At 59.0% G+C, this 25,994-nt stretch carries 23 protein-coding genes and 1 pseudogene; 7 read left to right on the forward strand and 17 right to left on the reverse strand.

The features are described from left to right. Positions 1-44: 44 nt before the first annotated feature. The gene (locus BXA01_RS04255; RefSeq protein WP_056784851.1) at positions 45-1,901 is read left to right on the forward strand and encodes an ABC transporter ATP-binding protein; all 1,857 of its coding nucleotides are present in this window, start codon (positions 45-47) and stop codon (positions 1,899-1,901) included. Between the two features lie 41 nt (positions 1,902-1,942). Here the strand turns inward: BXA01_RS04255 and BXA01_RS04260 are convergent, their stop codons facing one another. From BXA01_RS04260 to BXA01_RS04300, 9 genes are all read right to left on the reverse strand, one after another. After that, entirely contained in the window at positions 1,943-3,088 is a 1,146-nt protein-coding gene (locus BXA01_RS04260; protein WP_076563331.1) for a sensor histidine kinase, read from the reverse strand. Positions 3,089-3,362: 274 nt separating this feature from the next. Then, the gene (locus BXA01_RS04265) at positions 3,363-4,064 is read right to left on the reverse strand and encodes a DUF695 domain-containing protein (RefSeq protein ID WP_076563332.1); all 702 of its coding nucleotides are present in this window, start codon (positions 4,062-4,064) and stop codon (positions 3,363-3,365) included. 164 nt (positions 4,065-4,228) lie between these two features. Next, positions 4,229-4,570 (reverse strand): antibiotic biosynthesis monooxygenase family protein, encoded by a 342-nt coding sequence (locus BXA01_RS04270; protein ID WP_076563333.1) that lies wholly within the window; start codon positions 4,568-4,570, stop codon positions 4,229-4,231. Between the two features lie 28 nt (positions 4,571-4,598). Further along, positions 4,599-5,573: a zinc-dependent alcohol dehydrogenase family protein gene (locus BXA01_RS04275; RefSeq protein ID WP_076563334.1), complete on the reverse strand. Its 975-nt coding sequence runs from the start codon at positions 5,571-5,573 to the stop codon at positions 4,599-4,601. Between the two features lie 63 nt (positions 5,574-5,636). Beyond that, a complete protein-coding gene (locus BXA01_RS04280) occupies positions 5,637-5,939 on the reverse strand; it encodes an ArsR/SmtB family transcription factor (protein WP_024012559.1) in 303 nt (100 codons plus the stop codon). A gap of 57 nt (positions 5,940-5,996) precedes the next feature. After that, positions 5,997-7,580 (reverse strand): EAL domain-containing protein, encoded by a 1,584-nt coding sequence (locus BXA01_RS04285; RefSeq protein ID WP_076563335.1) that lies wholly within the window; start codon positions 7,578-7,580, stop codon positions 5,997-5,999. 154 nt (positions 7,581-7,734) lie between these two features. Continuing rightward, positions 7,735-9,375 carry a sensor domain-containing diguanylate cyclase gene (locus tag BXA01_RS04290; protein ID WP_076563336.1) on the reverse strand — a complete coding sequence of 547 codons (1,641 nt, stop codon included), beginning with the start codon at positions 9,373-9,375 and terminating at the stop codon, positions 7,735-7,737. A gap of 200 nt (positions 9,376-9,575) precedes the next feature. After that, on the reverse strand, positions 9,576-10,172 hold the full coding sequence (locus BXA01_RS04295) for an NADPH-dependent F420 reductase (RefSeq protein WP_197685580.1): 597 nt from the start codon (positions 10,170-10,172) through the stop codon (positions 9,576-9,578). 7 nt (positions 10,173-10,179) lie between these two features. Next, positions 10,180-10,932, reverse strand: coding sequence for a 3-oxoacyl-ACP reductase family protein (locus BXA01_RS04300; RefSeq protein ID WP_076563338.1), 753 nt, complete (start codon positions 10,930-10,932; stop codon positions 10,180-10,182). A gap of 112 nt (positions 10,933-11,044) precedes the next feature. Here BXA01_RS04300 and BXA01_RS04305 point away from each other — a divergent pair, with 112 nt between their 5' ends. Both BXA01_RS04305 and BXA01_RS04310 read left to right on the forward strand, forming a co-directional pair. Continuing rightward, positions 11,045-11,971 (forward strand): LysR family transcriptional regulator, encoded by a 927-nt coding sequence (locus BXA01_RS04305; protein ID WP_076563339.1) that lies wholly within the window; start codon positions 11,045-11,047, stop codon positions 11,969-11,971. Positions 11,972-12,214: 243 nt separating this feature from the next. Next, positions 12,215-13,099 carry an EamA family transporter gene (locus BXA01_RS04310; RefSeq protein WP_231991039.1) on the forward strand — a complete coding sequence of 295 codons (885 nt, stop codon included), beginning with the start codon at positions 12,215-12,217 and terminating at the stop codon, positions 13,097-13,099. Between the two features lie 209 nt (positions 13,100-13,308). Here BXA01_RS04310 and BXA01_RS27555 read toward each other — a convergent pair. The 6 genes and pseudogenes from BXA01_RS27555 to BXA01_RS04335 form a co-directional block, all read right to left on the reverse strand. Continuing rightward, a pseudogene (locus BXA01_RS27555) lies at positions 13,309-13,466 on the reverse strand (DUF2931 family protein); the annotation flags it as partial. A 187-nt stretch (positions 13,467-13,653) separates the two neighbouring features. Further along, positions 13,654-14,013 (reverse strand): DUF6124 family protein, encoded by a 360-nt coding sequence (locus BXA01_RS04315; RefSeq protein ID WP_076563341.1) that lies wholly within the window; start codon positions 14,011-14,013, stop codon positions 13,654-13,656. Positions 14,014-14,454: 441 nt separating this feature from the next. Next, positions 14,455-14,862 carry a hypothetical protein gene (locus BXA01_RS04320; RefSeq protein ID WP_076563342.1) on the reverse strand — a complete coding sequence of 136 codons (408 nt, stop codon included), beginning with the start codon at positions 14,860-14,862 and terminating at the stop codon, positions 14,455-14,457. Continuing rightward, positions 14,826-15,305 (reverse strand): NUDIX hydrolase, encoded by a 480-nt coding sequence (locus BXA01_RS04325; RefSeq protein WP_076563343.1) that lies wholly within the window; start codon positions 15,303-15,305, stop codon positions 14,826-14,828. The genes BXA01_RS04320 and BXA01_RS04325 overlap by 37 nt, the downstream gene beginning before the upstream one ends. A 41-nt stretch (positions 15,306-15,346) precedes the next feature. Beyond that, positions 15,347-15,907 (reverse strand): nucleotidyltransferase family protein, encoded by a 561-nt coding sequence (locus tag BXA01_RS04330; RefSeq protein ID WP_076563344.1) that lies wholly within the window; start codon positions 15,905-15,907, stop codon positions 15,347-15,349. A gap of 124 nt (positions 15,908-16,031) precedes the next feature. Continuing rightward, the gene (locus BXA01_RS04335) at positions 16,032-16,898 is read right to left on the reverse strand and encodes a LysR family transcriptional regulator (protein ID WP_076563345.1); all 867 of its coding nucleotides are present in this window, start codon (positions 16,896-16,898) and stop codon (positions 16,032-16,034) included. Between the two features lie 143 nt (positions 16,899-17,041). Here BXA01_RS04335 and BXA01_RS26915 point away from each other — a divergent pair, with 143 nt between their 5' ends. From BXA01_RS26915 to BXA01_RS04345, 3 genes are all read left to right on the forward strand, one after another. Further along, a complete protein-coding gene (locus BXA01_RS26915) occupies positions 17,042-17,509 on the forward strand; it encodes a hypothetical protein (RefSeq protein ID WP_231991014.1) in 468 nt (155 codons plus the stop codon). Between the two features lie 32 nt (positions 17,510-17,541). Then, positions 17,542-17,703: a hypothetical protein gene (locus BXA01_RS27235; RefSeq protein WP_225930805.1), complete on the forward strand. Its 162-nt coding sequence runs from the start codon at positions 17,542-17,544 to the stop codon at positions 17,701-17,703. Between the two features lie 143 nt (positions 17,704-17,846). Next, a complete protein-coding gene (locus BXA01_RS04345; RefSeq protein ID WP_056784810.1) occupies positions 17,847-18,614 on the forward strand; it encodes a sulfite exporter TauE/SafE family protein in 768 nt (255 codons plus the stop codon). Between the two features lie 12 nt (positions 18,615-18,626). On the opposite strand, the gene BXA01_RS04350 is transcribed toward BXA01_RS04345, so the two are convergent. Then, the gene (locus BXA01_RS04350) at positions 18,627-19,571 is read right to left on the reverse strand and encodes a GlxA family transcriptional regulator (RefSeq protein ID WP_056784807.1); all 945 of its coding nucleotides are present in this window, start codon (positions 19,569-19,571) and stop codon (positions 18,627-18,629) included. Between the two features lie 116 nt (positions 19,572-19,687). Between BXA01_RS04350 and BXA01_RS04355 the strand changes: the two genes are divergently transcribed. Then, the gene (locus tag BXA01_RS04355; protein ID WP_076563347.1) at positions 19,688-20,452 is read left to right on the forward strand and encodes an SDR family oxidoreductase; all 765 of its coding nucleotides are present in this window, start codon (positions 19,688-19,690) and stop codon (positions 20,450-20,452) included. Positions 20,453-20,509: 57 nt separating this feature from the next. On the opposite strand, the gene BXA01_RS04360 is transcribed toward BXA01_RS04355, so the two are convergent. Beyond that, the gene (locus BXA01_RS04360; RefSeq protein WP_076563348.1) at positions 20,510-25,972 is read right to left on the reverse strand and encodes a trifunctional serine/threonine-protein kinase/ATP-binding protein/sensor histidine kinase; all 5,463 of its coding nucleotides are present in this window, start codon (positions 25,970-25,972) and stop codon (positions 20,510-20,512) included. Between the last annotated feature and the right edge of the window lie 22 nt (positions 25,973-25,994).

The raw sequence follows: 25,994 nt of genomic DNA on the forward strand, positions 1-25,994 counted from the left end.
ATAGATGGCAGAATCCCCACACCCTGATCACTTCGGAGACCGCAATGCTTCGCCTGTTTGAAGAAAGGCTCGACCCCTTCCCGCCCGACGAGGCGCCGCCACCGCCAGTCGGCCTGATGCGTTTCTTGTGGGCCTGCACCCGGGGCGCGCGCGGTTACATCCTGGCCTTCGCCCTGCTCAGCGCCAGCGTGTCGATCTACGAGGCATGGCTGTTTTCCTTCCTCGGGCAAGTGGTGGATCTGCTCTCGACCTGGCAATCCGGCGGCGCTGCCGGTGATGAGGAAAGCCGCGTGTTGTGGGGCATCGGCATCGTGCTGGTTGTCAGCATCGGCCTGGTGGCGCTGCGCACGATGGTCCAGCACCAGATCCTTGCGATCAATCTGCCGCTGCGCCTGCGCTGGGACTTTCATCGGTTGATGCTGCGGCAAAGCTTGTCGTTTTTCTCCGACGAGTTCTCCGGCCGGGTCACGACCAAGGTCATGCAGACTGCGCTGTCGGTGCGCGAGGTGCTGTTCACCCTGATCGAAATTCTCCCCGGCATCGGCGTGTACTTCATCGCGATCATTGCGCTGGCCGGTGGCTTTGCACTGAAACTGATGCTGCCGTTCCTGGCGTGGATCGTTTTGTTCGGGCTGGCGATGGTGTATTTCGTCCCGCGTCTGGGCAAGGTCGGCCAGGAACAGGCCGATGCTCGCTCCTCGATGACCGGGCGGATTGCCGACGCCTACACCAACATCACCACGGTCAAACTGTTCTCGCACTCCAAGCGTGAAGCGCACTTTGCCCGTGCAGCGATGGAAGATTTCAAGCTCACCGGATTTCGCCAGATGCGTCTGGTCAGCCAGTTCGAAATCGTCAATCAGGCGTTGGTGGTGGCGTTGATTCTCGGCGCCGGCGGTTATGCGTTGTGGCTGTGGCATCAGGGCGAAGTCGGCACCGGCGCTGTTGCGGCGATCACCGCCATGGCGTTGCGCATCAATGGCATGTCGCACTGGATAATGTGGCAGATGACGTCGCTGTTCGAGAACATCGGCACCGTGCAGGACGGCATGGCCACCCTGACCAGCGGCCCGAAAGTCCAGGACGCGCCGGATGCCAAAGTGCTGGAGCCGGCCGGCGGCGAAGTGGTTTTCGACAATGTCAGCTTCAACTACAACGGCGAACGCCAGGTGCTCGACGGCTTGACCCTGCATATTCGCCCCGGCGAAAAAATCGGCCTGGTTGGCCGCTCCGGTGCAGGTAAATCGACACTGATCAACCTGCTGCTGCGCTTCTATGACGTTGATCGCGGCGAGATTCGCATCGATGGGCAGAACATCGCCGAGGTGACTCAGGACAGTCTGCGTAGCGTGATCGGCATGGTCACCCAGGACACGTCGCTGTTGCACCGTTCGATCCGCGACAACATCGCTTACGGTCGCCCGGACGCCACCGACGAAGACATCCATCGCGCGGCGGTAAACGCTCAGGCCGATGGTTTTATCAGCCAGTTGAGCGACAAGCAGGGCCACAGCGGTTACGACACGCTGGTCGGCGAACGCGGTATCAAGCTCTCCGGCGGGCAGCGCCAACGCATCGCCATCGCCCGGGTGATGCTGAAGAACGCACCGATCCTGTTGCTCGACGAAGCCACCAGCGCACTGGATTCCGAGGTTGAAGTCGCGATTCAGGAAAGCCTCGATGAAATGATGCAGGGCAAAACCGTGATCGCCATTGCTCATCGCTTGTCGACCATTGCAGCGATGGACCGGCTGATCGTCATGGACGAAGGCCGCATCATCGAACAAGGCACCCACGCGCAATTGCTGGAGAAGAACGGCACCTATGCGCGGCTGTGGCAGCACCAGAGCGGCGGCTTCCTCGGTGAGGATCGGGGTTTGGTTGAGGTGATGGAGGAGTGATCAGGCTGGAGGGCCTGAGGCTAGGCTCTCCATCGATTCGCCTACAGGCTGACCGGGCTTTCGGCACTAACCGGAAGCTTTACGCGGAACACGGTTCCACCGTCCCGGTCAGAGCTGACCTCAATCGAGCCGGCATGCGAGGCGACGATTTCCGAGGCGATGAACAGGCCCAGACCGAGCCCGGCAACCGGCCCGTGATCAACCACGGAGCGCTGCGAGAACCGCCCCATCGGGTTGAAGATGAACGGCAATACATCCTCCGGAATCGGTTCACCGCCGTTATGTACGGTGAACACCGCGCAATCCTCGCGGACCTGCAACTTGACCGATACCGGAAACTTATTGTCGCCGTGGGTCACCGCATTGCTGATGATGTTGGAAAAGACCTGTTCCATCCTGGCGCCATCGAAGGCTCCCATCACCGCTTCCTTCGCATCGAACCGCACGTTGGCCTGCGGATGAAAGGCGCGGATTTCCTCGATCACCCGCTCGCACACGGGGCTGAGATCGATCAGGGATTTTTTCACCGGAATCCCCGGCCCCATCTGGCAGCGCGTCAGATCCAGCAGGTCGCCCACGATCTGGCTGGCGCGCTGCACGCTGGCGTAGATCTGCCGGGCCACCTTGCTGGTGCGCGGGTCGGCAGTCTCTGTACGCCGCAACATATCCGCACCAAGCAGAATCGCCCCCAGTGGCGTGCGCAAGTCATGGCCGAGAATCCCTAGAAACACGTTGCGCGACGCCTCGACGGCGCGCGAGTAGCTGGCAATCGACTCGGCGAGCGCCTGATCGATGGCTTCGTGAAAACGCGTCATGTCGTCGACATTTACCGATTTGCCATCCTTGACCTGACGCAGCCACTGGCTCAGCACACTGGTGCGCAGCGCGCGGTATTCGGAAACCATCTGATCGATGGTGAAACCGGCCATCAACCGCGTCACCGCGTGGGTTTCCGCAGCCGTTTCTTCAACGTCGCGCGGCGCATGCCCCTGGGCCTTGGCGATTTGCTCGCTGATGGTCTGCTTGCTCCGCAGATCGATAACGATGGCGCGCAACATCTGCTCGGCGTGATCGCGCAGTGCGACGTCATCGAGTTCCGCACCTGGTGTCTCGATGGTGCGGGCGAAATCTTCCCAGGCCTGCAGGATCGGCTCTAGGTTTTCGAGAATGAAATCTGGCAGGCGCATGGCTGTAGTCCGCAGGGGAAATCCATCAACGCCAGCAACTGAGCCGGCGCAGAATTCGGAAAGGGCAATTCAGGAGTACAGAAGGTACGGCTGAGGGGATGCAGCCTACCACCAAAGCGCTGGGCTAACGTTGGAGGAAAATCGGTGTACTGAAGAGGTTGCGGTCGGCATGAGATGATCGCTGCGCCCGCAACGAACGTCTCTGAAGCGACTACGGCTACGGACTCCTTGCGATGAGAGAAGTCCGTTTCAAGAGGTTATCCGTCGAGAGTCTTCACTCCAGGCATCGCTTGGGCGTCAGTCGAGTTTGCTCGGTGTTCGGCACCTCAGCACTGACATCTGCCTGTTTACGGCTGCTGAATTCAATCGGATAAGGCCCGGTCTGCGCCAGAGCTGCCTGCACACGGCTGACAAAGGCCGCGTCGTCCAGGGTGTAGAAAACCCATTCCATGCGTTGTCCGCCAGTGACCGTGCACCCCCACTTTGCCGAACCATCCGTTGCGACGGCTGCCTGGATCAGACGGTCCATTTGCATCATTCGCGCGGATTCCTTTGAACTCGGCAGGAAGCGATCCGACAAGTATTTCCAGCTGATGCGAGCCTTGTAAGGAAACGCCTGGGTATCCTTGAGATTCAGATTGGAAGGCATGCGAAAACTCGCTGGCATTGGGTCGTCAGGAAAATCAGACGGTTGGAAATCGCTGTCGCCTGGCACGGCCACTTGCCGTTGCGGATTGTCAGCAGGATCATCACTGAGCAGTATTCTGAGCGCTTCAGCTTGGCGTTCTTTCCGCTCGCTCATGCATTTGGCGTAGGCCGTTGTATGCGCTGGACCGGCATCCAGACAAGGATCGCGTTCCACCGGTCTTGGAGAATGGGAGCGCGTGCAGCCGGTCGTGATCAGGCTTGCCAGCAGCAATAGAACAACGGCTGGCCAGATTTCAGGGCGCAGGGAAGCGTGGGGAGTGACTTTCAAGTGGCCTTCCTTGGATGAGCAGCAATACGAGACATATGGAAAACGGCGCATTTTGCCTGCCACCCCTGCCCCATGAACAGGCCAGAGAGGAATTAAAGTGGCAATTCATCACAAGCAGTGCTCGACCAGCCACAGCCGCTTGTGACGAACAGCCACATACTCCCTCAGATGCCTACGCTGGAACCGTTGCCCGGTACGCCAAAATCGCCACCCGGAAAAGCACCACCCTCAATGTGGTAGACCTTCGGCTCTGCGGAAAAATAATCCTCCAGCCCCAGCATGAAGCGCTGATGGTCGTCACTCTCTTCAAACTCCGGCGAGTGATCCTCAAGCGATTGCCAGCGCACGATCAAATTGAACTGCTCGGGGGTTTCAATACCTTGGGCCAGCAAGTGGCCGCCGTATCCCTTGGCGCGGGTGAGCAACGGTTCGACTTCGGCAAATGCCCGTCGAAAGGCTTCAGTCTGTTGCGGGTGAACGGGCAGGACTGCGATTTCATAAACCATGATGTTTCTCCAAAATCAGTGAGCGGATTCAGACGATGAGTGAAGGCTCGACGGCGATGGCGATTTTTCCCAGCAGACCGTTGTTGCCGCTCTCCAGTCGAGCGTGGGCGAGCGGGATGTCGGCGAGGGAATAGACCGCGCCAACGTGGGGCCGCAACTGGCCGCGCTCGACCAACGCGCTCAATTCATCGAGCTTGCCGCGATTCTGCCGGGTGAAGACGAAGTGGTAGCTGGCGTTCTTGCCCCAGGCCTGAACGAGGTTTTGTGGCTGAGCGATGTCGACGATCGAGACCACGCGGCCAAGCTGAGCGAGCACGTCGGCGCTGCGAGACAGGGTATCGCCGCCGATGGTGTCGAACACCACATCAACGCCATGCCCGGCGGTTTCGCGCATGATCGCTTCGACGTAATCCTCTTGGGTGTAATCGATCACCACGTCGGCGCCCAGGCTGCGGACGAAATCGGCGTTGGCCTCGCGCACGGTCGTAAAGACCCTGGCGCCCATGGCTTTGGCCACCTGAATCGCCACATGGCCGACCCCGCCCGCGCCGCCGTGGATCAGAATGCTTTCGCCTACGCGGAGCACGGCGCGCACGGTCAGCGCTTCCCAAACCGTACCGCCGACCAGACTCAGACTGGCCGCCTCAAGGTGGCTCAGCGATGCAGGCTTTCTGGCGATGATGCTTTCAGCAGCCACGTGGTACTGGGCATAGCTGCCCTGCCCGTCGAATATCTGCGGGGTGTACCAGACTTCGTCGCCCGGCGCGAAAGCGCTGACGCCCGGGCCGATGGCTTCAACCACACCCGACACGTCGTGACCGGTAATGGCTGGCAGCGGCACCAGATCGGGATAGTCACCGCGGCGAACCTGATAATCCAGCGGATTGATGGAAGTGGCGTGCACTCGGACTAGCACTTGGCCCGCTTGCGGAACCGGTTTGGGCACGTCGCTGAGTTCGAACGAATCAGGACCGCCGAAGGATTTCAGAATCATCGCTTTCATGGCAAAACCTCGTATCGATAAAGAGGGATATCGAGATTTCTCAATATCCTAGAGTAAAAAAATTTACAGCTCTTTCCCTATGATCTCTGCAAGCGCGCTGATTGCTGCCTCATTGCGTTTGTAGTAGGTCCATTGACCGATGCGCCGCACTTCCACCAGCCCCACCCGCTGCAACGTGGCCAGATAACTCGACACCGTCGACTGCGACAGGCCGATACCTTCCTGGATGCTGCTGACGCAGACACCCTCAACAAGAACGTCACCCTCATCCTGCGGGGGGAAGTTCTTGACGGGATCCTTCAGGCCTTCAAGGATCTTGAGGCGCGTCGGGTTCGAGAGGGCTTTGAAGATTTCGATCAGTTCCATGCGCCGAGGATATCGAGATTTTTCGATATGTCAATGCGGTTTTTTGACTCCTTTCTTTCAGGAAACGATCGGGTCCTGGAGAATACGCGCGTCGGTGCAAGGCCGACCGTCCAGATAGAGCTGTTTGAACTGAGCGCTTTCCATGGCTTTCGCGAACAGCCATCCCTGCGCATATCGCACCTGGTTGGCGCGCAGGAAGTCGAGTTGCGCCGGCGTCTCGACGCCCTCAGCGACAAGTGTCAGCCGCAACGCGTGGCCCATCTGGATGACGTGAGTGACCAGCAAGGTCTTCTCCTCTGCTTCGCTGATTTGCTCAACGAAGGATCGGTCTATCTTGAGCACGTCCAGCGGTAATTGCTGCAGGTATTGCAAACTTGAATAGCCAGTACCGAAGTCATCGAGCGCGACAACGAATCCGGCGCTTCGCGCGCGCTCCAGTGTTATTTTCGCTGACGCCAGGTCGACGAGGCTGCGCTCTGTCACCTCAAGCCATATCTGCGCGGGCTGCACGTCGAGGCGACGGCTTTCATTCAACAAAGCAGGGATCAGTCGCCCGGAGCTGACGTCGGCTGCGGCCAGATTTAACGCTACGTGCAGTGAACGATCACTGGCGAGCATGGCGCCAAGGTCTGCGAATACGCGGTGAACCACTTGGTCAGTGATCGCTTCGATCAAGCCACTGGATTCGGCCAGCGGGATGAACACGTCTGGGTAGACCAGCGTGCCGTTGGGTTTGCGCCAGCGGATCAAGGCTTCGGCGCCGATGCAGCGCCGGGTCTCAATTTCGATGATCGGCTGATAATGAACCACGAACTCCTGTCGCTGCACCGCGCGCTCCAGTGCCGCCAGCGGGGACAGCTTGCGACGCCACCAGCGCAGGCTCGCAATGACCAGGCCTACGCTGATGACAAGACCGATCGGCAGCAGATAAAGCACATGTTGCCCGAGGCTGCGCAACAGTTCCTGTCGCGGGATTGCCGCAATTACGGTGAAGTTGCCCTGGGCCACCAGTGTGTAGAGAAAGCCGTCCTTGAGGCCATGCGTCGGCCCTTCATGTACCAAGGCGAGGAAGCTCGCCAGGTTCGGGTCTGCCGGCCCCAGCAAGCGGCCTTGACGTGTGCCGACGGCCAGCCTGACGCCTTCATCAAGCACGACTTCGCGAAATTGTTCCGGGTCGACCAGCACGTTGAATGCAGCAAACTGCAACGCCAGCATCGGTTTGATCAGTTCGTTGTCATCCCGCGCATCGATGGACACCTTCACCCCGTCATCAGTGACGAAATCCTCCGCCCATTGCTTCGACCGCGGCGGCGTGGCACCCCATGACGTGCAGGCAAACACATCCTCTTCGTAGCCCACCGTCTCGACCGAAAAGGTATTGATGGCAATCATGCGCATCTGCTCGATGCCTTGTGGCGAGCAGGGTTCGAGGTCGGTCACGGCGACACTCTTCAGCGCCTGGGAGGCCTGCGCGAATGTCTGGCTGGCGCGATCATTGGCGATGGCGGCGAGCGTCTGAAGGCGGTCATGAGCCGCATAGATCGACAGCATCCAGCCAGCCGCGAGGGTCATGCCCAACGGGACGATCACCGCAAGGGCCGTCAGCAATATTCCCCGCCGCATGATTTTGGAACGTTTCATTTCACCGCCCGAATGATTTGGCCCGTGACGTCTTCGCAAATACTGGACCCGCCGTTTGCTCGGCACCTAGCGCTGCTTTTAGCGTGGAATCGACGGAGAATCAACACGCCAGTCCGCTGATTGAAGGATCGCTGACGTGCGTCAATCGCGCGGCTCATGTGCAAGTATTCAAGGTCGTGCGCGCGGACGATTCCACTCGATTTCGCCCGCCCTGTTTGGCGCGGTAGAGGCACTCATCGGCTTTCTTGAGGACGATTTCTGCAGTAGTCGGCGAGTGTTCACACGTTGCCACACCGATCGAAGCGGTAATGCGCCCGACGGTTGGAATATCACTGGTCGCAATGGCGTGACGAATCCGCTCAGCGATGGCGCTGGCTGACTCGACATCGGTTTGCGGCAAAATCAGCAAGAACTCCTCTCCCCCGGCTCGGCACGCCAGGTCGCCGACGCGGGAATAGGTTTGCAGCGTATGCGCGACCTGTTTGATCGCCAGATCGCCCTTGTCGTGGCCAAAGGTGTCGTTAACCCTTTTGAAATGGTCGATGTCCAGCGATAACACCGAATATGTCTGCCCGGTGCGCTCAAGGCGGCGCAACTCTTCATCCATGGCTCTGCGATTGGCCAGTCCGGTCATGGGGTCGGTCAGCACCTGCTGGTTAAGGTGGCCCAGCTTCGCTTGCAACAACTGCACGCCGGCAAGCATCGCCTGGCGAATTGAAAACGCCTCGTGATACCAGGCCTTGACGTGGCGAAGTTGCTCGCTGGCCTGGGGCGCTGACAACTGCCGGGCAATACGCGACAGCTGATTAAGCGGGCGACAGATCAGCAAGGTGCCGAACCACATCAGTGCGAAGCCGATCAGGGCGGCAGGCAGCATTCCCAACAGCACATCGCGCATCAAGGTATTGAGCGGCGCCAGACTGACCTCGCGCGGCTGCTGCGCGACGACGGCCCAACCGACGCCCGGCACTTGAGCATATCCGGCCAGCATCGGCACGCCCTTGTAATTACGCACGCTCATCGAGCCGCTCTCGCCACGCAACGCCGCATCCACAGTTTTGCTCCAGCCCAGGGTGTCGCCAATGCGCGTCGCCTCAGGGTGAAAAAGCAGTTGGCGATCTTGATCCGCTACAAAAGCAAAGGTGCCTTCGTGCTGGAAATGGCGGCTGATCAGGGTATGCAGTGCATTGTCTTCGCGCAGATAAACCGAACCGCCAATGATGCCCACGTAACGCTCAGCAGAGTCGTAAACGGGTTCGGAGATAAATATGACGAGATTGCCGGCGGCCGATGTGTACGCCGAGCTGATGAACGGCCGCCTCGCCTCGATGGCTTTGAGAATGGCATCCGAACGCAGCGTTGAACCGTTGATTTGCAGTGTGTCCGGGTACGCTTCCAGCACCTTGGCAGTGCTATCGATGATGGCGATCGAGTTGAAATCGCCATCCTGTTTTTGCAGGCGCAGCGCTTCGGCGCGCATGACGCTGGGGGCACCCCAAGCCTTGCCCAATTCACTGGCGCTGTAGCGCAGATGGTTCTGTGCTGAATGAATGAATTCGGCGAGGCTCGAGGCGACCTTAGCTGCATAGGCACTGTTCGATTGCAGCGCATGATCAACCAAGGCATCGCGCTGCACGCGGTAGGCCGTGACAAGGCTGTTGCCCAACGTCGCCAGAACAGACAGCAGTACCAGGGAGAGAATCAGCAAACGCAGATTCAGCGCAGTTACGGGCTGCGTGGCACCCAGCGTCTCGTCGCTGGCCGATTCATTCGGGGGGTCCGTTCTGTCGATCATCGTCTGCCCTGACAGGTCTCTTTGGGAGTTCGCAGCGAAAGCGCCTCAGCGAGTATATGCGCTTGTGCGTGACATGCCTGAGCGGGCTTGTATTCCTGCATCGAATCGCCTGCTACGTTTCAGTGTTTGGCGAATTCGAGCCAGACATTTTGATACCTCAAATTGTGTGTGTGCGAAGCCCGGTTGCCCGGGCTCAGCGGTTAACCATGTTTGACCAGGTTCAAGGCTGGCAGCGGTCCGCCCGGAAACTGCGCAAGCATTCCTTGCTGCACACCGCCCAGATCGATGCCGTAAAAACCCAGTTGAGTAATCAGCTCTGCAACCTTGGTTTTGCTCGTGGCATCTTCACCGGAATAAAACAGCACACGCTTGCCGCCCTCGGCGGAGGGATCGCTCAGCAGAGCCGCGAGCAAATGGTTGAAGGCCTTGACCACGTGCGCACCGGGCAGCATCTGCGCCACCACTTGCGAAGACGGCTGGCCGTCCAGATCGAACGGTTTGAACAGTGGTGCCTCGATCGGGTTGTTGGCGTCGACCACGATGCGCCCATTCCAAGGCCCGAGATCGCGTACCGCGTCGGGGATTTTCGACCAGTTCACCGCCAGAAAAACAATGTCCGCCTGACTGGCTTGCTGAGCCGTCACCGCTTGCGCCAGTGGGCCCAATTCGCCGACCAAATCGGCAAGGCTCTGCGGCCCGCGGCTGTTGGCCAGGCTGACCGGCAGGCCCGCGTTGACGAGCAACCGAGCGATAGCGGTGCCGATGGAGCCTGTACCGATGATGCTGATAGTCATGATGCTCTCCTTACGCTGTGAAGCCGCCGTCGACGATTAATTCTGCGCCGGTGACAAACCCTGCCTCTGCACTGGCCAGGTACGCCACCGCGCTGGCAACATCCTTGCCCTCGCCGTACCGCCCCATGGCGATGTTCGGGCGCAGGAAGTCCGCAATAGGCCCGTCGGCCGGGTTCATGTCGCTGTCGGTCGGGCCAGGATGGACGGTGTTCACAGTGATACCGCGCGGCCCCAGATCGCGCACCAGTCCACGACTGAAACCGGTCAGCGCACCTTTGCTCAGGGTGTAGACGGAGGCGGTAGCGAACGCAGCGTATTGCACCATCGAGCTGCCGATGTGAATGATGCGACCGCCCTGCCCCATGTGTTTGAGCGCTTGCTGAGTGGCGACGAAGACGCCGGTCACGTTCACCGCAAGGATGCGTTGAAAGTCCTCAAAGGCGATGTCCTCGGGGGCACCGAGCAGGCTGATACCAGCGTTGTTCACCAGAATGTCGATCTTGCCAAAACGCTGTGCAACCTCGGCAATCGCTGCACGTACAGCCTCGGGATTGCCCGCATCGGCCGCCAGCGCCACAGCCTGGCCGCCCGCCGCAACGATTTCCTGCACGACCGCTTCGGCGCGATCTGGCGATGCGTTGTAGGTGATAGCGACGGTGGCTCCATCTGCCGCGAGCCGTTTGGCGATTGCTGCGCCGATGCTGCGTGAGCCACCGGTAACGATGGCGATTTTGCCGGTCAGTGGAAGCGTGGAAGTGTTCATGGTCGAGCCTCTGGGTGGTTGAAGTTGATGAGGCTATGAGACGCCTTTTGATCTTCCACCAGTAGTGGAAGCCACCTAGAATCACTTTCAATCATTCGTTGAAGGTTCGCAGATGGAAACCTTAGGCAATTTGCTCTCATTCGTGCGCAGCGCCGAGGCGGGAAGCTTCTCTGCGGCGGCGCGGCGCCTGGGCCTGACTCCCGCGGCGGTCAGTCGCAATGTCGCGCAGCTGGAGGCCAACCTCGGCGTACGCTTGTTTCAGCGCAGCACGCGCAAACTCACGCTGACCGAAGCGGGAGAACGCTTTCTGGCCAACGTCGGTTCGGGACTGGAAAGTGTTCAAGCGGCGATTACCGATGTGGCCGGCAATGCCGGAGAGCCTTCAGGGCTTTTGCGTCTGAGCGCAGCACCCGGTTTCGCCAGGGATTTTCTGTTGCCGCTGATGCCCGAGTTTCTCAAGCAATACCCCGCCGTGACCCCTGAATGGCACGTCGACAATCGCCAGGTCGATCTCATCGCGGACGGGTTTGATGCGGCTATCGGCGGCGGCATCGAACTCGCGCAAGGTGTGGTCGCCAGAGCCATCGCCCCGGCGCATCTGATTCTGGTGGCATCGAAGGAATACCTCTCGGCACACAAGCGCATCCGGCACATCGAAGAGCTGGCGACGCTGGATCATCTGGCCATGCGCTCGGTACAGACCGGCAAGGTGCGCAGCTGGATGCTGCAAGGCCCCGACGGGCAACGGGCACCGCTGGAGTTGGCGCCGCGCCTTTTGGTCAACGACCCGCAAGCGCTGTGTCAGTGCGCCCGACTGGGGTTGGGGGTTGCGCTGTTGGCAGTTCCGGATGTTTTGCCTTATCTGCAGGACGGTACGCTGGAAAGGGTTTTGCCCGATTGGTATGTCGATGCAGGGCAGATCTATTTGTACTTTTCCAGCCAGAAACTATTGCCAGCAAAAACCCGGGCTTTTGTGGATTTCCTGGTCGGTCAGGCTCGAGAGGACGGGTGGGCAACTCGACTCGATGCTCGTGCCTAGCAAGCAAGTTATACGATCTCTTAAACTCAAACAGCATCACGCCCAAGCGGTTTATCAAGCCCTTCAAGCTTGCCGCCCCTGCTCAATTACGGTACAAATCTGGAAGTTGTACGACAACATAATAAAAACCTGAGCCGCCCTGAGCGGCTATCATTTTTGAGACCTGCCATGTCCCGTCCTGAGTTTCCGCCAACCCTACCGCCGCCCTTCCCTCGCTATCTCGCCGTGATCATTCTGTTGTGCATGGGCTGTGCGTTCGCCGGCAACCACGTCGCGGCACGGGTCGCTTTTGATGATGGCGCGGGCGTATTGCTGGCGATTCTGATGCGCTCTGGCGGGACCCTGCTGGTGCTCGCCATACTCGTACTGTGGCAACGACAAAGCCTGCGCCTGCCGGCGGGCGCCTGGCGTTGGCAATTACTGTTGGGGCTGTTGATCACCGCGCAGAGCCTGTGCCTGTACTCCGCCGTAGCACGGGTGCCGGTTGCTTTGGCGCTACTGGTGGCCAACGTGTTTCCGATCCTGCTGGCCTTGCTGACCTGGGCGCTGGGCGGCCCACGACCAAGCGCACGCACCGCGATGTTGATGGGCTTGATTCTCGTGGGATTGGTGTTCGTACTGGACGTCCCCGGACGTCTGTCAGACAGCGCCAGCGTCGGTCCGGAATGGCTACTGGGCGTTGCACTCGCCTTCTGCGCCGCCAGCGTATTTGCCTGCGCGCTGTGGATCACTGATCACAAGCTGTCGCAAGTGCGCGGCTCGGTGCGCAGCCTGCTGACCATCTTCATCGTCTTCAGCAGCGTCAACCTGGCCGGCCTGACCGGCGCCCTCCCCGGCGGACTCAACCTCCCCGCCACCTCAACCGGCTGGCTGGCCCTTGCCACGCTTGTCGTGCTCTATGGGACCGGCTTCATTGTGTTGTTCATTTCCGTGCCCAGGCTGGACATGCCACGCAACGCACCGGTGATGAATATCGAACCACTGGCGACGTTGTTGATGGGCTGGATTGTGCTGGATCAAATGCTCAGCAGAGGACAGATCGTGGGTGGAGTGATTGTGGTGAGCGGGATTGTTTTGCTGACGTATCGCAAAGCGGCGGTGAAGGTTGGGGTGAAGGCTGAGGTTTGAGGGGGTGTCGTGGCGGGACTCTTGATGGCGAGTCCTGCTTATCGCCCCCGGCTCGATACCGGATCAGCAGAATTGCAGGCTCTCGAGGTCTACCTGGGCATAGCTTCCTATTTCACCCTTGTAGAGATAAATCGCAGTTACCTCCAGCTCCGTTCGTAAGAATTCCGCCAGCGTCCTGAGTCTGGTGCTTGTGGTCATGGCAGGGCATACATAGATTGCCAGCGTACGAAAATTCGCTTGGGCAGATCTGCGCCAATAACCGGTTTCCCCGTACCTCCCAACCTACCCAACCGCGCGCGGATTGTTTGTCGTCATTTGGTTCAGCGCCGCTGGCGCTCCCTCCCCCGGCTCGCAGAAACGTTCGACCTTGTTCGTAGCGGTAGTTTTTCGGCGGGTTTGGAACGTAACCACTCAATCCTTGATTCCTTGTTCTGATCCTTGAAGAACGGCCCGAAGGGTGACAGTCGAGCCCGGGTGGTGCAAGCCGTGGCCGTGTGCCAGCCATGGCGCGCCCGGGGAGTTGCGACGAGGTTTTGCGCTCGTCGCATTGCGGGTCATTTGGCTATTTCGACTTTATCCAAAGCCTGATTGACCGCGATGTCGCCGAGCATGACGACCTGGGCGATGCCTAGAAGGGTTTTGCGGCGCGGGTTGTCGAGCAGCGCGGCGAAGTCGTAGAGCATGGTGGTGGCCGAGCCGAGGGATTCGCTGGCGTTGGCCAGCAGGGACTCGGTGTCGTATTTCGGGTTGGCGAGGAACATCTGTTCCGGGGTGTTGGTGCTGGCCAGGATGTCTGCCGGGCCGAGGTAGTGATCGAGTGCGCGTTCGGCGGCTTCGTGTAGTTTTTTCGATGCACTTGATTCGTAGGGGGATGCGGGGTCGGTGGTTGGGGGATTGGGTGTGACTTTGAACATGGTGAAACTCCTAGTTAGCTAAAAGGAGCCTTCACATTCGCTACCAAACGAAGGTGGCGGCCATACGCGGGTTGGTAGACCGGTAACTAGGAACCGGCACACCCGAAGGTGTCCTGCGCATGGCCACCATTGAGCAGCGACCTGAAGCCGGTCTGCGAACGGTGCGCGATGCGACTAGTTATGGCGGGCTACCAAACCCGATCACTGTTTTTCAGCGACCGACAGACGATAGAACCCGCGACCTAGACGCACAAGCCGGCGGATTCTGGCGTAGTCGTAGGGAATGGCGCAAGGCGTTGTAGCCGTTTGCTTGAGGCTGGAGCTACTGTTTAAACGGGCTGAGGGTTTTCTGTTTATGTGGCGGTGAATGGGCTGGCGTCATCGCGAGCAGGCTCAGTCCTACAAGGGGATTGTGCTTAGGTTACCGGCGATCCTTGCCTGTCACGATCCTGAAATTTCCCGTCTGACCTGTAGAGCAATTACAGCGAAACCTCTACCAGTGCCGCGCTGGGAAACCGCATGGTTCTGAATGGAAGTTACATCTTCCCATCGCTCTACAGTTTCCACGAATTGGTGATCAATGTCGGTGTCGATTTCAAAGGCTATGAACCGTTCTGCCTGATTCAGGATCAAGCCATACAGCCGTGGCATGCCGGGGAAATCGACTTCCAGTTCAAGTACCACGGTGCCCGCCCAGTCGATGCCCTGGCTTTCGCCATAACCAACCAAGGCAACGGGAAGACCGGCGTTACGCCAGAATTTTGCGGTCGTCATCAGCCGATGGGCCGTCACGGCATTCTGTTCCTGCACATTCAACTGTCGCTTCTTGAGCAGCCGGTCAATCTCCATTTTGCTCCTCGGTCGTGTGCCGCTAGTTGTCCCTGGCACTTCAAAGCCTCAATCAAAAACCCGAGCGCTCGACGAAAGACAGGATGGCAATCGTCATACGGCAGGTGATCGAGCGAGGCCCAGAAAAACTCGAAAACATGGCCGTGATCATCCAGTGTCTGATGAGACCATCGCTCTGGCTGTGGCTCACGCACCTCGCAAAGTTGGAACGACCAGACTTGTCCGTGGTGGCAAGACTCCCAGCATCCTAAATCTTCACTGATTGTCGCATTGTGGATACCGGACTCTTCCGCCAGTTCTCGCAAAGCGGCCTCGGCGGGTGTTTCTCCGCGCTCAATGGTTCCTTTTACTAACTGCACCCCAGCCTGTGGATGTCGAAACAACAGGATTCGCGGGCGCTGTGCGAAACAAAGCACCGCAGGACAGGCCTTGTCGGGATGCATAAAGATTTCCTTATCGGTTTGAACGATCAATCGGGGTGGCATCAACCCTGCGTTACAAGCGTCAACTTCGGCCAGATCTCGAGCCATCTCTTCGACTGCACGCGCTCCACAAACACCGCATTTTTATCACTTTCAAATCGGGCGGTTGGCCGCACTTTCAGCGCAAACAAATCCTCCAGCCCCAACGGCGCCGAAACCTCTATCTCACCACGCCGATCAAGCCTGACACCTACTGCCGTAGCAGTTTCCGGCCAGAACGTCATTGCATCCGCAGCCGCCCCATAAGGCGCATCGGCGTTTCGCTGGTGCATGCGTGCCTGGTTTTTCACCGACCAGTTCAAGCCACTGCACAGTGCTGCAAGCTCGACCTCCAAGGCTAAATCCGTTTGATCACCGGGACGTGTTCTGTCGAACCATATGACATCAATGTCCTCGGGCAACCGCGAAGGTTGGCGCTGATGCAGATGATCCCAAACCAGGCTGCGCACAAAACCTGCGGCAACCCAACAGTCCGGCAAGTTTAGATCTCTGACTATGCGCAGGATGTGCATGCGGACGGGATCTTCAGCAATCAGATCCCGCAGTTGCGCTTCCAGATTCATTTATTTCAATCCAATGCCCATGGTTGCGAGAGCCTATCAGTGATCTCTGTAAGCGCTCGGTCCCTTGTGCTGAATGACGAGTGCAGGCGAACTTTGCAGGATAGGGCCAACTGCCGACCACTGCTCAAACCTTGAACTCTTCCTTAAGCAAATCGGCAAACTTGTCTTTTGCGCGATGAGATCCAACGTGCCTGTTCCAGATAAAATAATTCTGCACAGGCTTTAAGTCATTGAAGAAGAATCCTTGAATACCGCCGAGCTGGCGGAACTGTTCAAACATGCCTCTCGGCACCAACGATATCCCGGCGCCTGAACTTACGCAGCCAAGGATGGTGCCATAACTGGCTATGCTTGTTATCGGGTTGAAAACTTTGTACCGCTCCAGCCAGGTTAACAACGCCTTTCTGTAGGGACATCCTTCAGGCCACATGAATAAATCCACACCGCGCAGGTCCTCTGGCTGGTTTATCACCCCCGCGGACGGCGAGGCAATCACCACTAGATCCTCTTCATAGATCTCCAGACTCTCGATGTCCGGATGTTCTGGCCTGACGGCAATTATTGCCCCGTCCAATTTGTAGTTGACCACTTCGGCGGATAATTGTGACCAATCGCCAGTGCTGAATTGCATTTGTACAGCCGGATAAAGTTGATGAAACCTGGATAGCACTTTGGGTAACCGGCCGGTAGCGGATGATTCTATGGCACCAATCCTGAGTTCTCCCGAAGGAGCTGACGACGGATCAAGCGCTCGTTGCGATTCTTCGCACAAAGACAGGATTTTGTTGGTATAGCCGAGAAAAAGCCGACCTGAAGGGCTGATGATCAATCCTCTGCCTTTCCTAATAAACAGGTCAACTCCAAGCTCACGTTCCAGAAGCTTGATGCGGTTGGTGATGTTGGACGGCACGCAGTGCAATCGCTCCGAGGCACGGACGATACTGCCCAGATCGGCTACTGCCTTGAACATGACCAGTTGCGAAAACTCCATGTAAACGCTCATTAAAAATGAATAATTGAGTCAGTATAAGTCACTTGTCACAGGTCAACAAATCGGGCTAATTTCGCCGCTGCAAGGCAAGAAAGTGCGTTAGAACCAAACATTTCATAGGTCTTTAGGGAGAAGGACACATCATGAGCTCAGCATCGCCACAGAGTCGTTTGGAACCGCTTGAACATAAATCCATGCAAGAATTTGGCGAGACATTTATCCAAGCCCTGCCCAAGCACATACGCAACTTGAAAATTCCCGGACGTACCTTAGAAGAAAACCAACGGCGTCAACCGTTGCTGGCCTGCGTCGGAAACGTTGCTGAGGTACAGGACGCCATGCTTGAGGTACTCAATCATTCCATCACGCAAGACGCGCAACTGGCGGCTGAAAGCGCATTCAGGGCGTTCCTCGATAAGCCAGTGATAGATTCGTCGGTATTGAGCTTTTTCAATGGGTGGAATGAAACCCATAAAACCACCAGCCTTGTCTCGGCAAAAATCATCATGCGCCTGTCGGCGGATGCGATATCGGCATCTGCCGACAGACGTGAGGGTTACCACAATGTCATGGCGCATAGCATGAAGTGGCGAAAGATGATTTCGGTTTAGGACATCAGGGCCATAACGGAATGTACAACTACATGACCGCAGCTTTTGGTGCGTCAGCCTGGGTTGAAGAACAATTAAAAATTGCTGAATGCAATGACTTCGCGGACTTCCTATACAACAAGGGCATCATGCTCAATTACAATGAAAGAGTCGGCAATGCATTCTCCGCCATGCATCGGATTATGACCTGTTGATCTCTATTGATTAACGAAGCATGCCGATGAACTCTCATAATGTGAGCTTGGAGAATGATCGGCATGTTTTGACGACATTTAAACCAAACCACGAGCGACTCATGAACCTTCCGGCCAAATGACGTTCCGCAGGGATCTATCGCATGGATGTTGAACACGCTGTTCTTGCATTGGGTTTCTTCGCGTTTTGTGGTGGCCTGATAGACGCTGCGGTCGGTGGCGGAGGCCTGGTACAGGTGCCGGCACTTCTACATGCCCTACCCCAGTACAGCCTTGCCACCATTTTCGGCACCAACAAACTGGCCGTTCTGGCAGGCAATATTTCATCAATATCGGGTTACCTGAAGCGCATAAAAATCCGCTGGAATTTAATGCTTCCGACCATGCTCGCCGCTTTTTTATTTTCTTTTCTCGGAGCTCTCTCAGTATCCCTTGTCCCTAAAAGACTGATGGAGATCGTTGTCTTTTTCATATTGATAGTCATGGCTATCTACACGTTTATGGAAAAAAAACTTGGTTTGGCAGGCAAAGACCGCCACTTCGGAACGAAAGACATTTGCCTTGGAGTTTTCTTCGGCAGCCTGATCGGTTTCTACGATGGTGTCTTCGGACCGGGCAGTGGCAGCCTGCTGCTGTTTATCTTCGTCAAGGTCTTTGGCTTTGATTTCCTCAATGCATCAGCCTCTGCAAAACTGGTCAATCTGGGGACGTTCAGCGCTGCGCTCATATTTTTTATCCCCTCCGGTAATGTCTTGTGGGCGATTGGCGGCATAGTTGCTTTATGCAATATGGCCGGCGCACTGACCGGTGTCTTTCTGGCATTACGTTATGGAAGCAGTTTCATCAGAGTTTTTTTCCTGATCCTGCTCGTATTCCTGATCGGCAGAATGGGGGTCAACATTTTTTCGTAGACCCTGGTCACGTCATACCATCCGCCGCGAATCCCGCCGTACCGCCTGCGGCGGCACGCCAAAGCCGCGCATGAACACCTCGCGCATGTGCCGGCGGTCACGAAACCCGGTTTCTCTGGCGACCACATCCAGACTGTGACTGCTTTGCTCGATCAGCAAACGCGCTGCTTCCAGCCTTAGGCTCTCTATCGCCTTGGCCGGAGACTGGCCGGTTTCGGCGGTGAACACCCGGGTGAATTGCCGCGGACTCAGGTGCACCACTTCGGCCAGTTCTTCGACACTCAGCGGGCGATTGAGGTGCTTGCGCGCGTAATCCAGTGCACTCTGAATGCGATCGGATTTGGGTGACAGCGACAGCAATTCCGAATGCTGCGACTGCCCGCCCGAGCGGCGCTGATGCATGACCAGCCGATGGGCCACCGAGCGCGCAATGTCGCTGCCCAGATCTTTTTCGACCATGCCCAACGCCATGTCGACACCAGCGGTCATGCCCGCCGACGTCCACACCGGGCCGTCGATTATAAAGATCCGGTCGTCTTCGACATTCACCGAGGGATGCATCCTGCGCAGCGCCGGGGCGAACGCCCAGTGCGTGGTCACGCGGCGGTTGTCCAGCACGCCCGCCTGCGCCAGTACGAACGAGCCGGTGCAGATGCCGGCCACGCGGCGTGCGCCGTCGGCGAGCCCGCGCACGCTGTGCAGCACGTCAGCATCGGGCGGCGTCAGCGGTGTCAGCGTTCCCGCCACCAGCCAACTGTCGGCCAGCCCCGCTTGCGTCAGCGGTAACGTATCGACGTGCAAGCCCAGCGAGGAACTGACGATGCCGCCGGCCTGGGAAAAGTTCTGCACCTTGTACACGGCTTTGCCGGTGACGATGTTGGCGAACTCGAACACCGACTGGGTCGCCAGCGCCATGACCTGAAAACCTTCCGTGAGCAGATAGCCGACTCGATGCATGGTCGCGCTCCGTTTGTTAAATGTCCTGAAACACTACCACATACGTCATTCAGGTCGGAGCAGGTTTTCTCCATCATGGCTCACATACCAATCAATCCACTTGCGGGACGCAGCTCATGAAACTTGAAGCCAACACGATCTTCATCACCGGCGGCACTTCCGGCATCGGCCGCGCACTGGCCGAGGCCCTGCATCAGCGCGGCAACAAGGTCATCATCGCTGGTCGTCGCCAGACCCTGCTGGCAGAGATTGCCCAGGCGAATCCGGGCATCGACACCGTGCAGCTGGACATCAACGATGCGCAGCAGATCAAGGACGTCGCCGCCGAAGTCATCCGCCGCCATCCGTCGTTGAACGTGATCATCAACAACGCCGGGATCATGCCCTTCGACAACGCGGGTTCCGGCGACTACAACGATGAACAGGCCGTCGGTCTGTTGCAGACCAACCTGCTCGGCCCAGTGCGCGTCAGCGCGGCGTTCGTCGAACACCTCAAGCGCCAGCCCGAGGCCTACATCATCAACAACAGCTCGGTGCTGGCCTACCTGCCGCTGGCGACCACGGCGCTGTATTCGGCGACCAAAGCGGCGATCCATTCCTACTCGCTGTCGCAGCGTTTCATGCTGCGCGACACCAGCGTCAAGGTCCTGGAAATCGCGCCACCTTGGGTTGATACCGACCTGATTCACAAGAGCGGCGACGAGCGCGCCATGCCGCTGGGCGAGTTTATCGAGGAAACCCTGATCAAGCTGGAAACCGCCACTACCGAAGTGCTGGTTGACCGAGTCTTGCCGCTGCGAGCCAACCAGGGCGCGAACGAGCATGGGTTGATCGAGCAGTTCAACCTGTCGCTGCTGGAAAATCCTATTCCGGTGGCCTGAACTCACCGACAGAAACACCCGGGCTCAATGCCCGGGTAGCCTGGCTGTTGATCATGTTCATTCACAACGCGGCAAGCCAAACACCACCCGCGCCCCGCTCGGCTCATTGCGCTCGGCCCACAATTTGCCGCCGTGTCCTTCAATGATCGTGCGGCAAATCGACAGGCCCATGCCCAGCCCGGTGGATTTGGTCGTGTAGAACGCCGTGAACACGTGCTCCGCCCGCTCGCAGGCAAAGCCCGGCCCTGAATCGCTGACACTGATGTGCACGTTATCACCCAGCGCCTCACTGCGAATCAGCAGACGTCGCTGCCCCTCTGCCATGATCGTCATGGCTTCGAGGCTGTTGATGATCAGGTTAAGCAGCACCTGTTGCAGTTCGACCCGGTCCGCCACTACGAAAGGCAAATCTGCCGCAAGCTCAACGCTGACTTCGGCGCCGTGCTTGAGCGCTTCGCCACGGCTGAAACCGACCATTTCTTTAATCAGCAGATTGAGGCTGACAGGCTGACGCTGCGGTGGCGTTTTGTGAATCAGCGCGCGGATGCGCCCGAGTACGTCGGCGGCGCGGTTGCCGTCGAGAATGATATGCCGAAGGCCCTGCTCGACCTCGTTGATATTTGATGGCTTTGCACCGAGCCAGCGCAACGCGGCATTGGCATGGGTCACCGTGGCGGCGATCGGCTGATTGACTTCGTGGGCAATCGATGCGGCCAGCTGGCCCATGGTTGCCACGCGATTGGCGTGGGCCAGTTCTGTTTGCACCTGACGATAACGACGCTCGCCTTCGCGCACTTGCTCTTCAGCCAGCTTGCGTTCGCTGATATCCAGCACAAAGGCAAGGCCCTGTTGCTGACTCGCTTCGAAGGCGGCCAGACCGACAATCACCGGCAGCCGACTGCCGTCCTTGCGGATGTACTCCTTTTCAAATGGCTGGGCCCGGCCGGTGTGGATCGCCGTTGCCAGTGCAATATCGCTGTTAGCGCGCATCGCCGGCGGGGTCATGTCACGCCAATGGACATTGCCCGAAAGCAACTCATCACGGGTGTAACCGACCATGCGCAGGAACGCGTCGTTGGCCTCGATGATGTCCCCTTCCACGCCCCAGACGATGATGCCGATGATGTTGGCGTCGACCAGCCGACGGATCTTCGCTTCTCGCTCGGCGAGGTCGCGGTACAGGCGCGCGTTGTCCAGCGAGATCGCTGCCTGCGACGCCACCAGGCGCAACACGGCGAGACGCGCCGGGCTGAACACCCCGGCGGACAGGTTGTTTTCCAGATACAGCGCCCCGGCGACCCGCGCCTGATTCATCAATGCCAGGCAAAGGATCGAGCGCGCGCCTCGTTGCTGAACGTATGGATCAGCGGCGAACAGCGGATCGGCAACCGCGTCGTCCAGGTACAGGTTTTCGCCGGTGCGCAGCGTCTGGTAGAGCACCGACTCTGCCAGCGCCACCGTGTGCAGCGGCGCGTTGCACAGCTGCGTGGCACCGTCGCCGATACGGGTTCGCGCAGCGACATAGGGAACGTCGGCGTTCAACAAAATGAGCAGGCCATGCTCGGCCCCGGCCTGTTCGATCGCGGTGCGCATCACCGTTTCGATCAAACGGTCCAGGACGATCTCGCCGGAGACTGCTTGAGAGACCTTGAGCACCGTTGCCAGGTCGAGATGTTCAACTGGCGTAATGAGCGTGGTGACCGGATTCGGTTGCGCTTCTTCGGCACGCAGAAAACGATGACGTCGCTCCAGCTCCCGCACCTTGCCAGCAGCCCCCCAACGCAGATAGGCATAACGTGCGTCGCGCAGGTAGACGCGGGATATCCTGGCCAGACCGCGAGCGCTGTAGAACCGTGCGGCCAGTTCGTTGGCCAGCGCTTGGATATGGAGCAAACCATTGTCCTGAGCCAATTGAATGGCTTGCTCGTACTGCAATTCGGCTTCGAGCAACTGCCCGGTGACGCGCGCCATTTCCGCGCCGACCAGCGCCACCTGACTGGCGAAGGTCTCTGCACACAAGCGCGCCCACGTCTGCAACTGTTCATGATGTTGACCCAGACGCTGCAAAGCACCGGCGTCAGTTTCGCCGTGGGCCGTCAAGGTCAACGCCGCGTAGAAATGGTATTCGGCCTCCTCGAAGAACGCCGAAACCACCCACAAAAGTCCCTGCGCCTTGGCCGCGCACTCAGCGGCCGCCGCGTAATCCCCGGCCAGATAGCGCGCCTGCAACTTGCGTACCCAGTACTTGCCGCGCGCCAGCGCCAGATCCGCCGAACCGGCCAGATGTGCCTCGACAGCTGTTTCATCGAACCCCTCATCGTCGAAACAGCCGAACGTCGGCGTCTGCCCGCGCAGCATGCGGATCAGCGTCAACTGGCAGCGCATGAAATCCGCCACCAGACCGAAACCGACCTTTTGTGCATAGACCAGCCCTGATTCCGCTTGCGCCTGCACCTCGGCCAGCGGCTCGCCGATGAATAACAGATCGGAAATCAGGCTGTTTCCAGCGAACGCCGCATACGGCAGATCGCCGCTGCGATGGGCCGCGTTGAGCGCACGGCGCAACAGTTCGCGGCACTCGCGCACTGGCCGCATCCAGCGCACCACGAAGATCGAGAAGCACAACCAGGTGCTCGCCTCATAACGCGTGAGCCCGCGCCGATCAACCAGATCGCAGCCCAGACGGCCAAATCGATAACCAGCGGCATAGTCGCCAAAACGCGGCCCCGACACGCGCCCGAAGTTGGCATAGAGCAGGCAGGAGGCGTCGCAGTTGCCATATTGCAGGCTCAAGCTGATCGCTTTGCAAATGGTCAGGCTGGCGAGGTTCAGATCCGACTGCACCGCCGGCGCGAAGAGTTTGCCCAGCGCATCGAGGGTGGCCCGCGCGGCAGGATCCTCCATCAGCGGCAAGTCGATCATCTGCTCGATACTGCGCCCGCGCAGGCTGGTCCAGACCTGCTGGTATTCGTCGCGCACCTGAATATCGTCCGGACGCGCTGGCCAATCGATGCCGACCTGACGCAGAAAGGCCAGACACACCATCACCGCCCGGTCACTGCGATCAAGCAGCAAGTAGACATCCATCTGCAGGCACGCCACCGCCGCGCGCTCGACGGTGGTCAGGGCGCGCTCGGCCAATGTCGCCAGGCGCGAGTCGGCAAGCTGCAGTTGGCCGGTGAGAAATTCGCACTCGGCACGGTTCAGCTCCAGAGCGAAACCCAGTTCATGCCGACTGTCATAACCCTGCTCGCCCAACAGTTCTGCGCCGGCGCCCAGATAGGTCAGTGCTGAGGTATAAGCGGTCGAGGCCTTCGCGCGCTGGCCGGCGAGCAGGTTGAACTCGGCCAACTGCTCGCGCTCGGCACGCAGGCTGATCAGATGCGCGCCGCGATTGAGCTGGCCGACAATCTCGAAAATCGCCTCCTCGCGTCGCTCACCCTGGGTTTGCAGTGCCAGCAGCCGGCCGATGCGCAGGTGCATTTGCGCCCGTTCGGTTTCAGCGATCAGCGAATACGCCGCCTCATGGATGCGATCATGCACAAACCTGTAGGCACCGTCCTGACGCTCGACCAACTCCAGCCGCACCGCCGGCCACAATGCGGAGTGAACGTAAGGCACCGGCACATCAAGGACTGTGGCCAGCGTGTCGAGACGTGCGACGTTGCCCAGGCAGGCCAGTTGTTGCAGCGCCTGACGGGTTTCCTGGGGCAGCCGCGCCAGTTTGCCGACCATCAAATCGACGACATTGTCGGTGTAGCCCTTGCCGTTGATCAGGTGCACATCCCAACGCCAGCGCTGGCGCGCAGGCTCGTATGTCAGCAGCTTCTCCTCGGCCAGGGCGTGCAGAAACTGGATGACGAAGAACGGATTGCCAGCGGTCTTGTCCAGTACCAGCCGCGCCAGCGCGACAATGCTCGCCGGCGGGCAGCGCAGTGACTCGCTGATCAGTTGTTCGATGTGCGCGCCAGCCAGTGGCGCCAGACGAATTTCGTCAATGTGTACTCCGGCGTGACGTAGGGTCTTGAGTGTGCGGCTGAGTGGGTGATCGCCATCTACCTCGTTGTCGCGATAAGCACCGACCAGCAGCAGATGAGGAGTCTCTGCGCGACTGAGCAAATCTTCGAGCAGATCAAGGGTGGCCGCGTCGAGCCATTGCAGGTCGTCAAGGAACAGCGCCAACGGATGCTCGGCCTGAGCGAACACGCCGATAAAACGCTGCAAGACCTGAAGGAACCGCTGCTGCGCCTGTTGCGGCTCCAACTCAGGCACGGGCGGCGGCTCGCCGATGATCAGCTTGAGTTCGGGGATCAGATCGGTGATCAACCGCGCATTCGCTTCCAGTGCCCGCAACAGTGCTTCGCGCCAGCCCGCCAGTACGTCGGTGCGCTTGCCCAACAGCGTCCGCACCAGCCCCTGAAAGGCTTGAACCAGGGTCGAATAAGGCACGTCGCGCTGGTACTGGTCGAACTTGCCGGCGGCGAACAAGCCACGCGACGGCACCAGCACCTTGTGCAGTTCACTGACCACCGACGATTTGCCGATGCCGGAATAGCCGGATACCAGCACCAGTGTCGGCGCGCCTGTCTGCACCACATTGGCGAAGGCATCGATCAACGTTTGCACTTCGTGTTCGCGGCCGTAGAGTTTTTCCGGAATCAGCAAGCGCTCGCAGGCGCCCTGCTCGTTCAGCGTAAACGTCTCGATCTGCCGCATACGGCGCCAGTCATCGAGGCAACGGCGCAAGTCATGCTCGACACCGGCTGCGCTCTGATAGCGTTCCTCGGCCGTTTTCGCCAGCAGTTTCATGACCAGTCGCGAGAACATCGGCGGCACCGTCGCCACCCGTTCACACACGGGCATTGGCAGCCGCGCGATATGGCAATGCACCCACTCCGTCGGGTCATTGGCACTGAACGGCAGCGAGCCGGTGAGCATCTGGTAAAGCGTCACGCCAAAGGCATACAGATCACTACGCGAATCGATCGAACGATTCATCCGCCCGGTTTGTTCCGGCGCCATGTAAGCCAGCGTGCCGGCGATAGATTCCGGTGGCGTGGGCGCTTGCCGTTCCCGTGGCAAGCGCGTGGCCAGGCCGAAGCCGGTCAGCCGCGCCTGCCCGTCATGGCAATGGACAAAGACATGCTGCGGTTTCAGATCTTTGTGCACCAGACCACACTGATGCATATGGCCCAGTGCCTTGGCGATGTTCGTGGCCAATTCCAGACAGGTTTCGATATCCAGCGGAGCGACCAGCAATCGCGACAACGGCTCGCCACCCGGATCGTCGAACAGCAGACGAACTCGGGTGCCCGTACGCTCGAAAGCTGTCGGCTGCAACGCCCAGGCAGGATTGAGGTCGTCCCTGAGGCTGTATTCATGCGCAAGACGCTCCAGGGTGCTCGGCAATGGCTGGCCCAGCGCCGGACGCACCGCCAATAAGAGGCCATCACCCGAACCGCGCTCACGGGACAGCACCCGCTCGCCGTCGTCCCACAAAATCTGTTTTCTGCTGGCCATCTGCGTCGACACTGCTCAGGTT

This window comes from Pseudomonas sp. B10 (assembly GCF_900156235.1).
Taxonomy (GTDB): Bacteria; Pseudomonadota; Gammaproteobacteria; order Pseudomonadales; family Pseudomonadaceae; genus Aquipseudomonas; species Aquipseudomonas siliginis.

Coding starts and splice junctions, on each gene's coding strand:
- BXA01_RS04255 (WP_056784851.1), top strand. CDS start 45: ATGCTTCGCCTGTTTGAAGAAAGGCTCGACCCCTTCCCGCCCGACGAG.
- BXA01_RS04260 (WP_076563331.1), bottom strand. CDS start 3,088: ATGCGCCTGCCAGATTTCATTCTCGAAAACCTAGAGCCGATCCTGCAG.
- BXA01_RS04270 (WP_076563333.1), bottom strand. CDS start 4,570: ATGGTTTATGAAATCGCAGTCCTGCCCGTTCACCCGCAACAGACTGAA.
- BXA01_RS04275 (WP_076563334.1), bottom strand. CDS start 5,573: ATGAAAGCGATGATTCTGAAATCCTTCGGCGGTCCTGATTCGTTCGAA.
- BXA01_RS04280 (WP_024012559.1), bottom strand. CDS start 5,939: ATGGAACTGATCGAAATCTTCAAAGCCCTCTCGAACCCGACGCGCCTC.
- BXA01_RS04285 (WP_076563335.1), bottom strand. CDS start 7,580: ATGAAACGTTCCAAAATCATGCGGCGGGGAATATTGCTGACGGCCCTT.
- BXA01_RS04290 (WP_076563336.1), bottom strand. CDS start 9,375: ATGATCGACAGAACGGACCCCCCGAATGAATCGGCCAGCGACGAGACG.
- BXA01_RS04300 (WP_076563338.1), bottom strand. CDS start 10,932: ATGAACACTTCCACGCTTCCACTGACCGGCAAAATCGCCATCGTTACC.
- BXA01_RS04305 (WP_076563339.1), top strand. CDS start 11,045: ATGGAAACCTTAGGCAATTTGCTCTCATTCGTGCGCAGCGCCGAGGCG.
- BXA01_RS04310 (WP_231991039.1), top strand. CDS start 12,215: ATGGGCTGTGCGTTCGCCGGCAACCACGTCGCGGCACGGGTCGCTTTT.
- BXA01_RS04315 (WP_076563341.1), bottom strand. CDS start 14,013: ATGTTCAAAGTCACACCCAATCCCCCAACCACCGACCCCGCATCCCCC.
- BXA01_RS04320 (WP_076563342.1), bottom strand. CDS start 14,862: ATGGAGATTGACCGGCTGCTCAAGAAGCGACAGTTGAATGTGCAGGAA.
- BXA01_RS04325 (WP_076563343.1), bottom strand. CDS start 15,305: ATGCATCCCGACAAGGCCTGTCCTGCGGTGCTTTGTTTCGCACAGCGC.
- BXA01_RS04330 (WP_076563344.1), bottom strand. CDS start 15,907: ATGAATCTGGAAGCGCAACTGCGGGATCTGATTGCTGAAGATCCCGTC.
- BXA01_RS04335 (WP_076563345.1), bottom strand. CDS start 16,898: ATGGAGTTTTCGCAACTGGTCATGTTCAAGGCAGTAGCCGATCTGGGC.
- BXA01_RS26915 (WP_231991014.1), top strand. CDS start 17,042: ATGAGCTCAGCATCGCCACAGAGTCGTTTGGAACCGCTTGAACATAAA.
- BXA01_RS27235 (WP_225930805.1), top strand. CDS start 17,542: ATGACCGCAGCTTTTGGTGCGTCAGCCTGGGTTGAAGAACAATTAAAA.
- BXA01_RS04345 (WP_056784810.1), top strand. CDS start 17,847: ATGGATGTTGAACACGCTGTTCTTGCATTGGGTTTCTTCGCGTTTTGT.
- BXA01_RS04350 (WP_056784807.1), bottom strand. CDS start 19,571: ATGCATCGAGTCGGCTATCTGCTCACGGAAGGTTTTCAGGTCATGGCG.
- BXA01_RS04355 (WP_076563347.1), top strand. CDS start 19,688: ATGAAACTTGAAGCCAACACGATCTTCATCACCGGCGGCACTTCCGGC.
- BXA01_RS04360 (WP_076563348.1), bottom strand. CDS start 25,972: ATGGCCAGCAGAAAACAGATTTTGTGGGACGACGGCGAGCGGGTGCTG.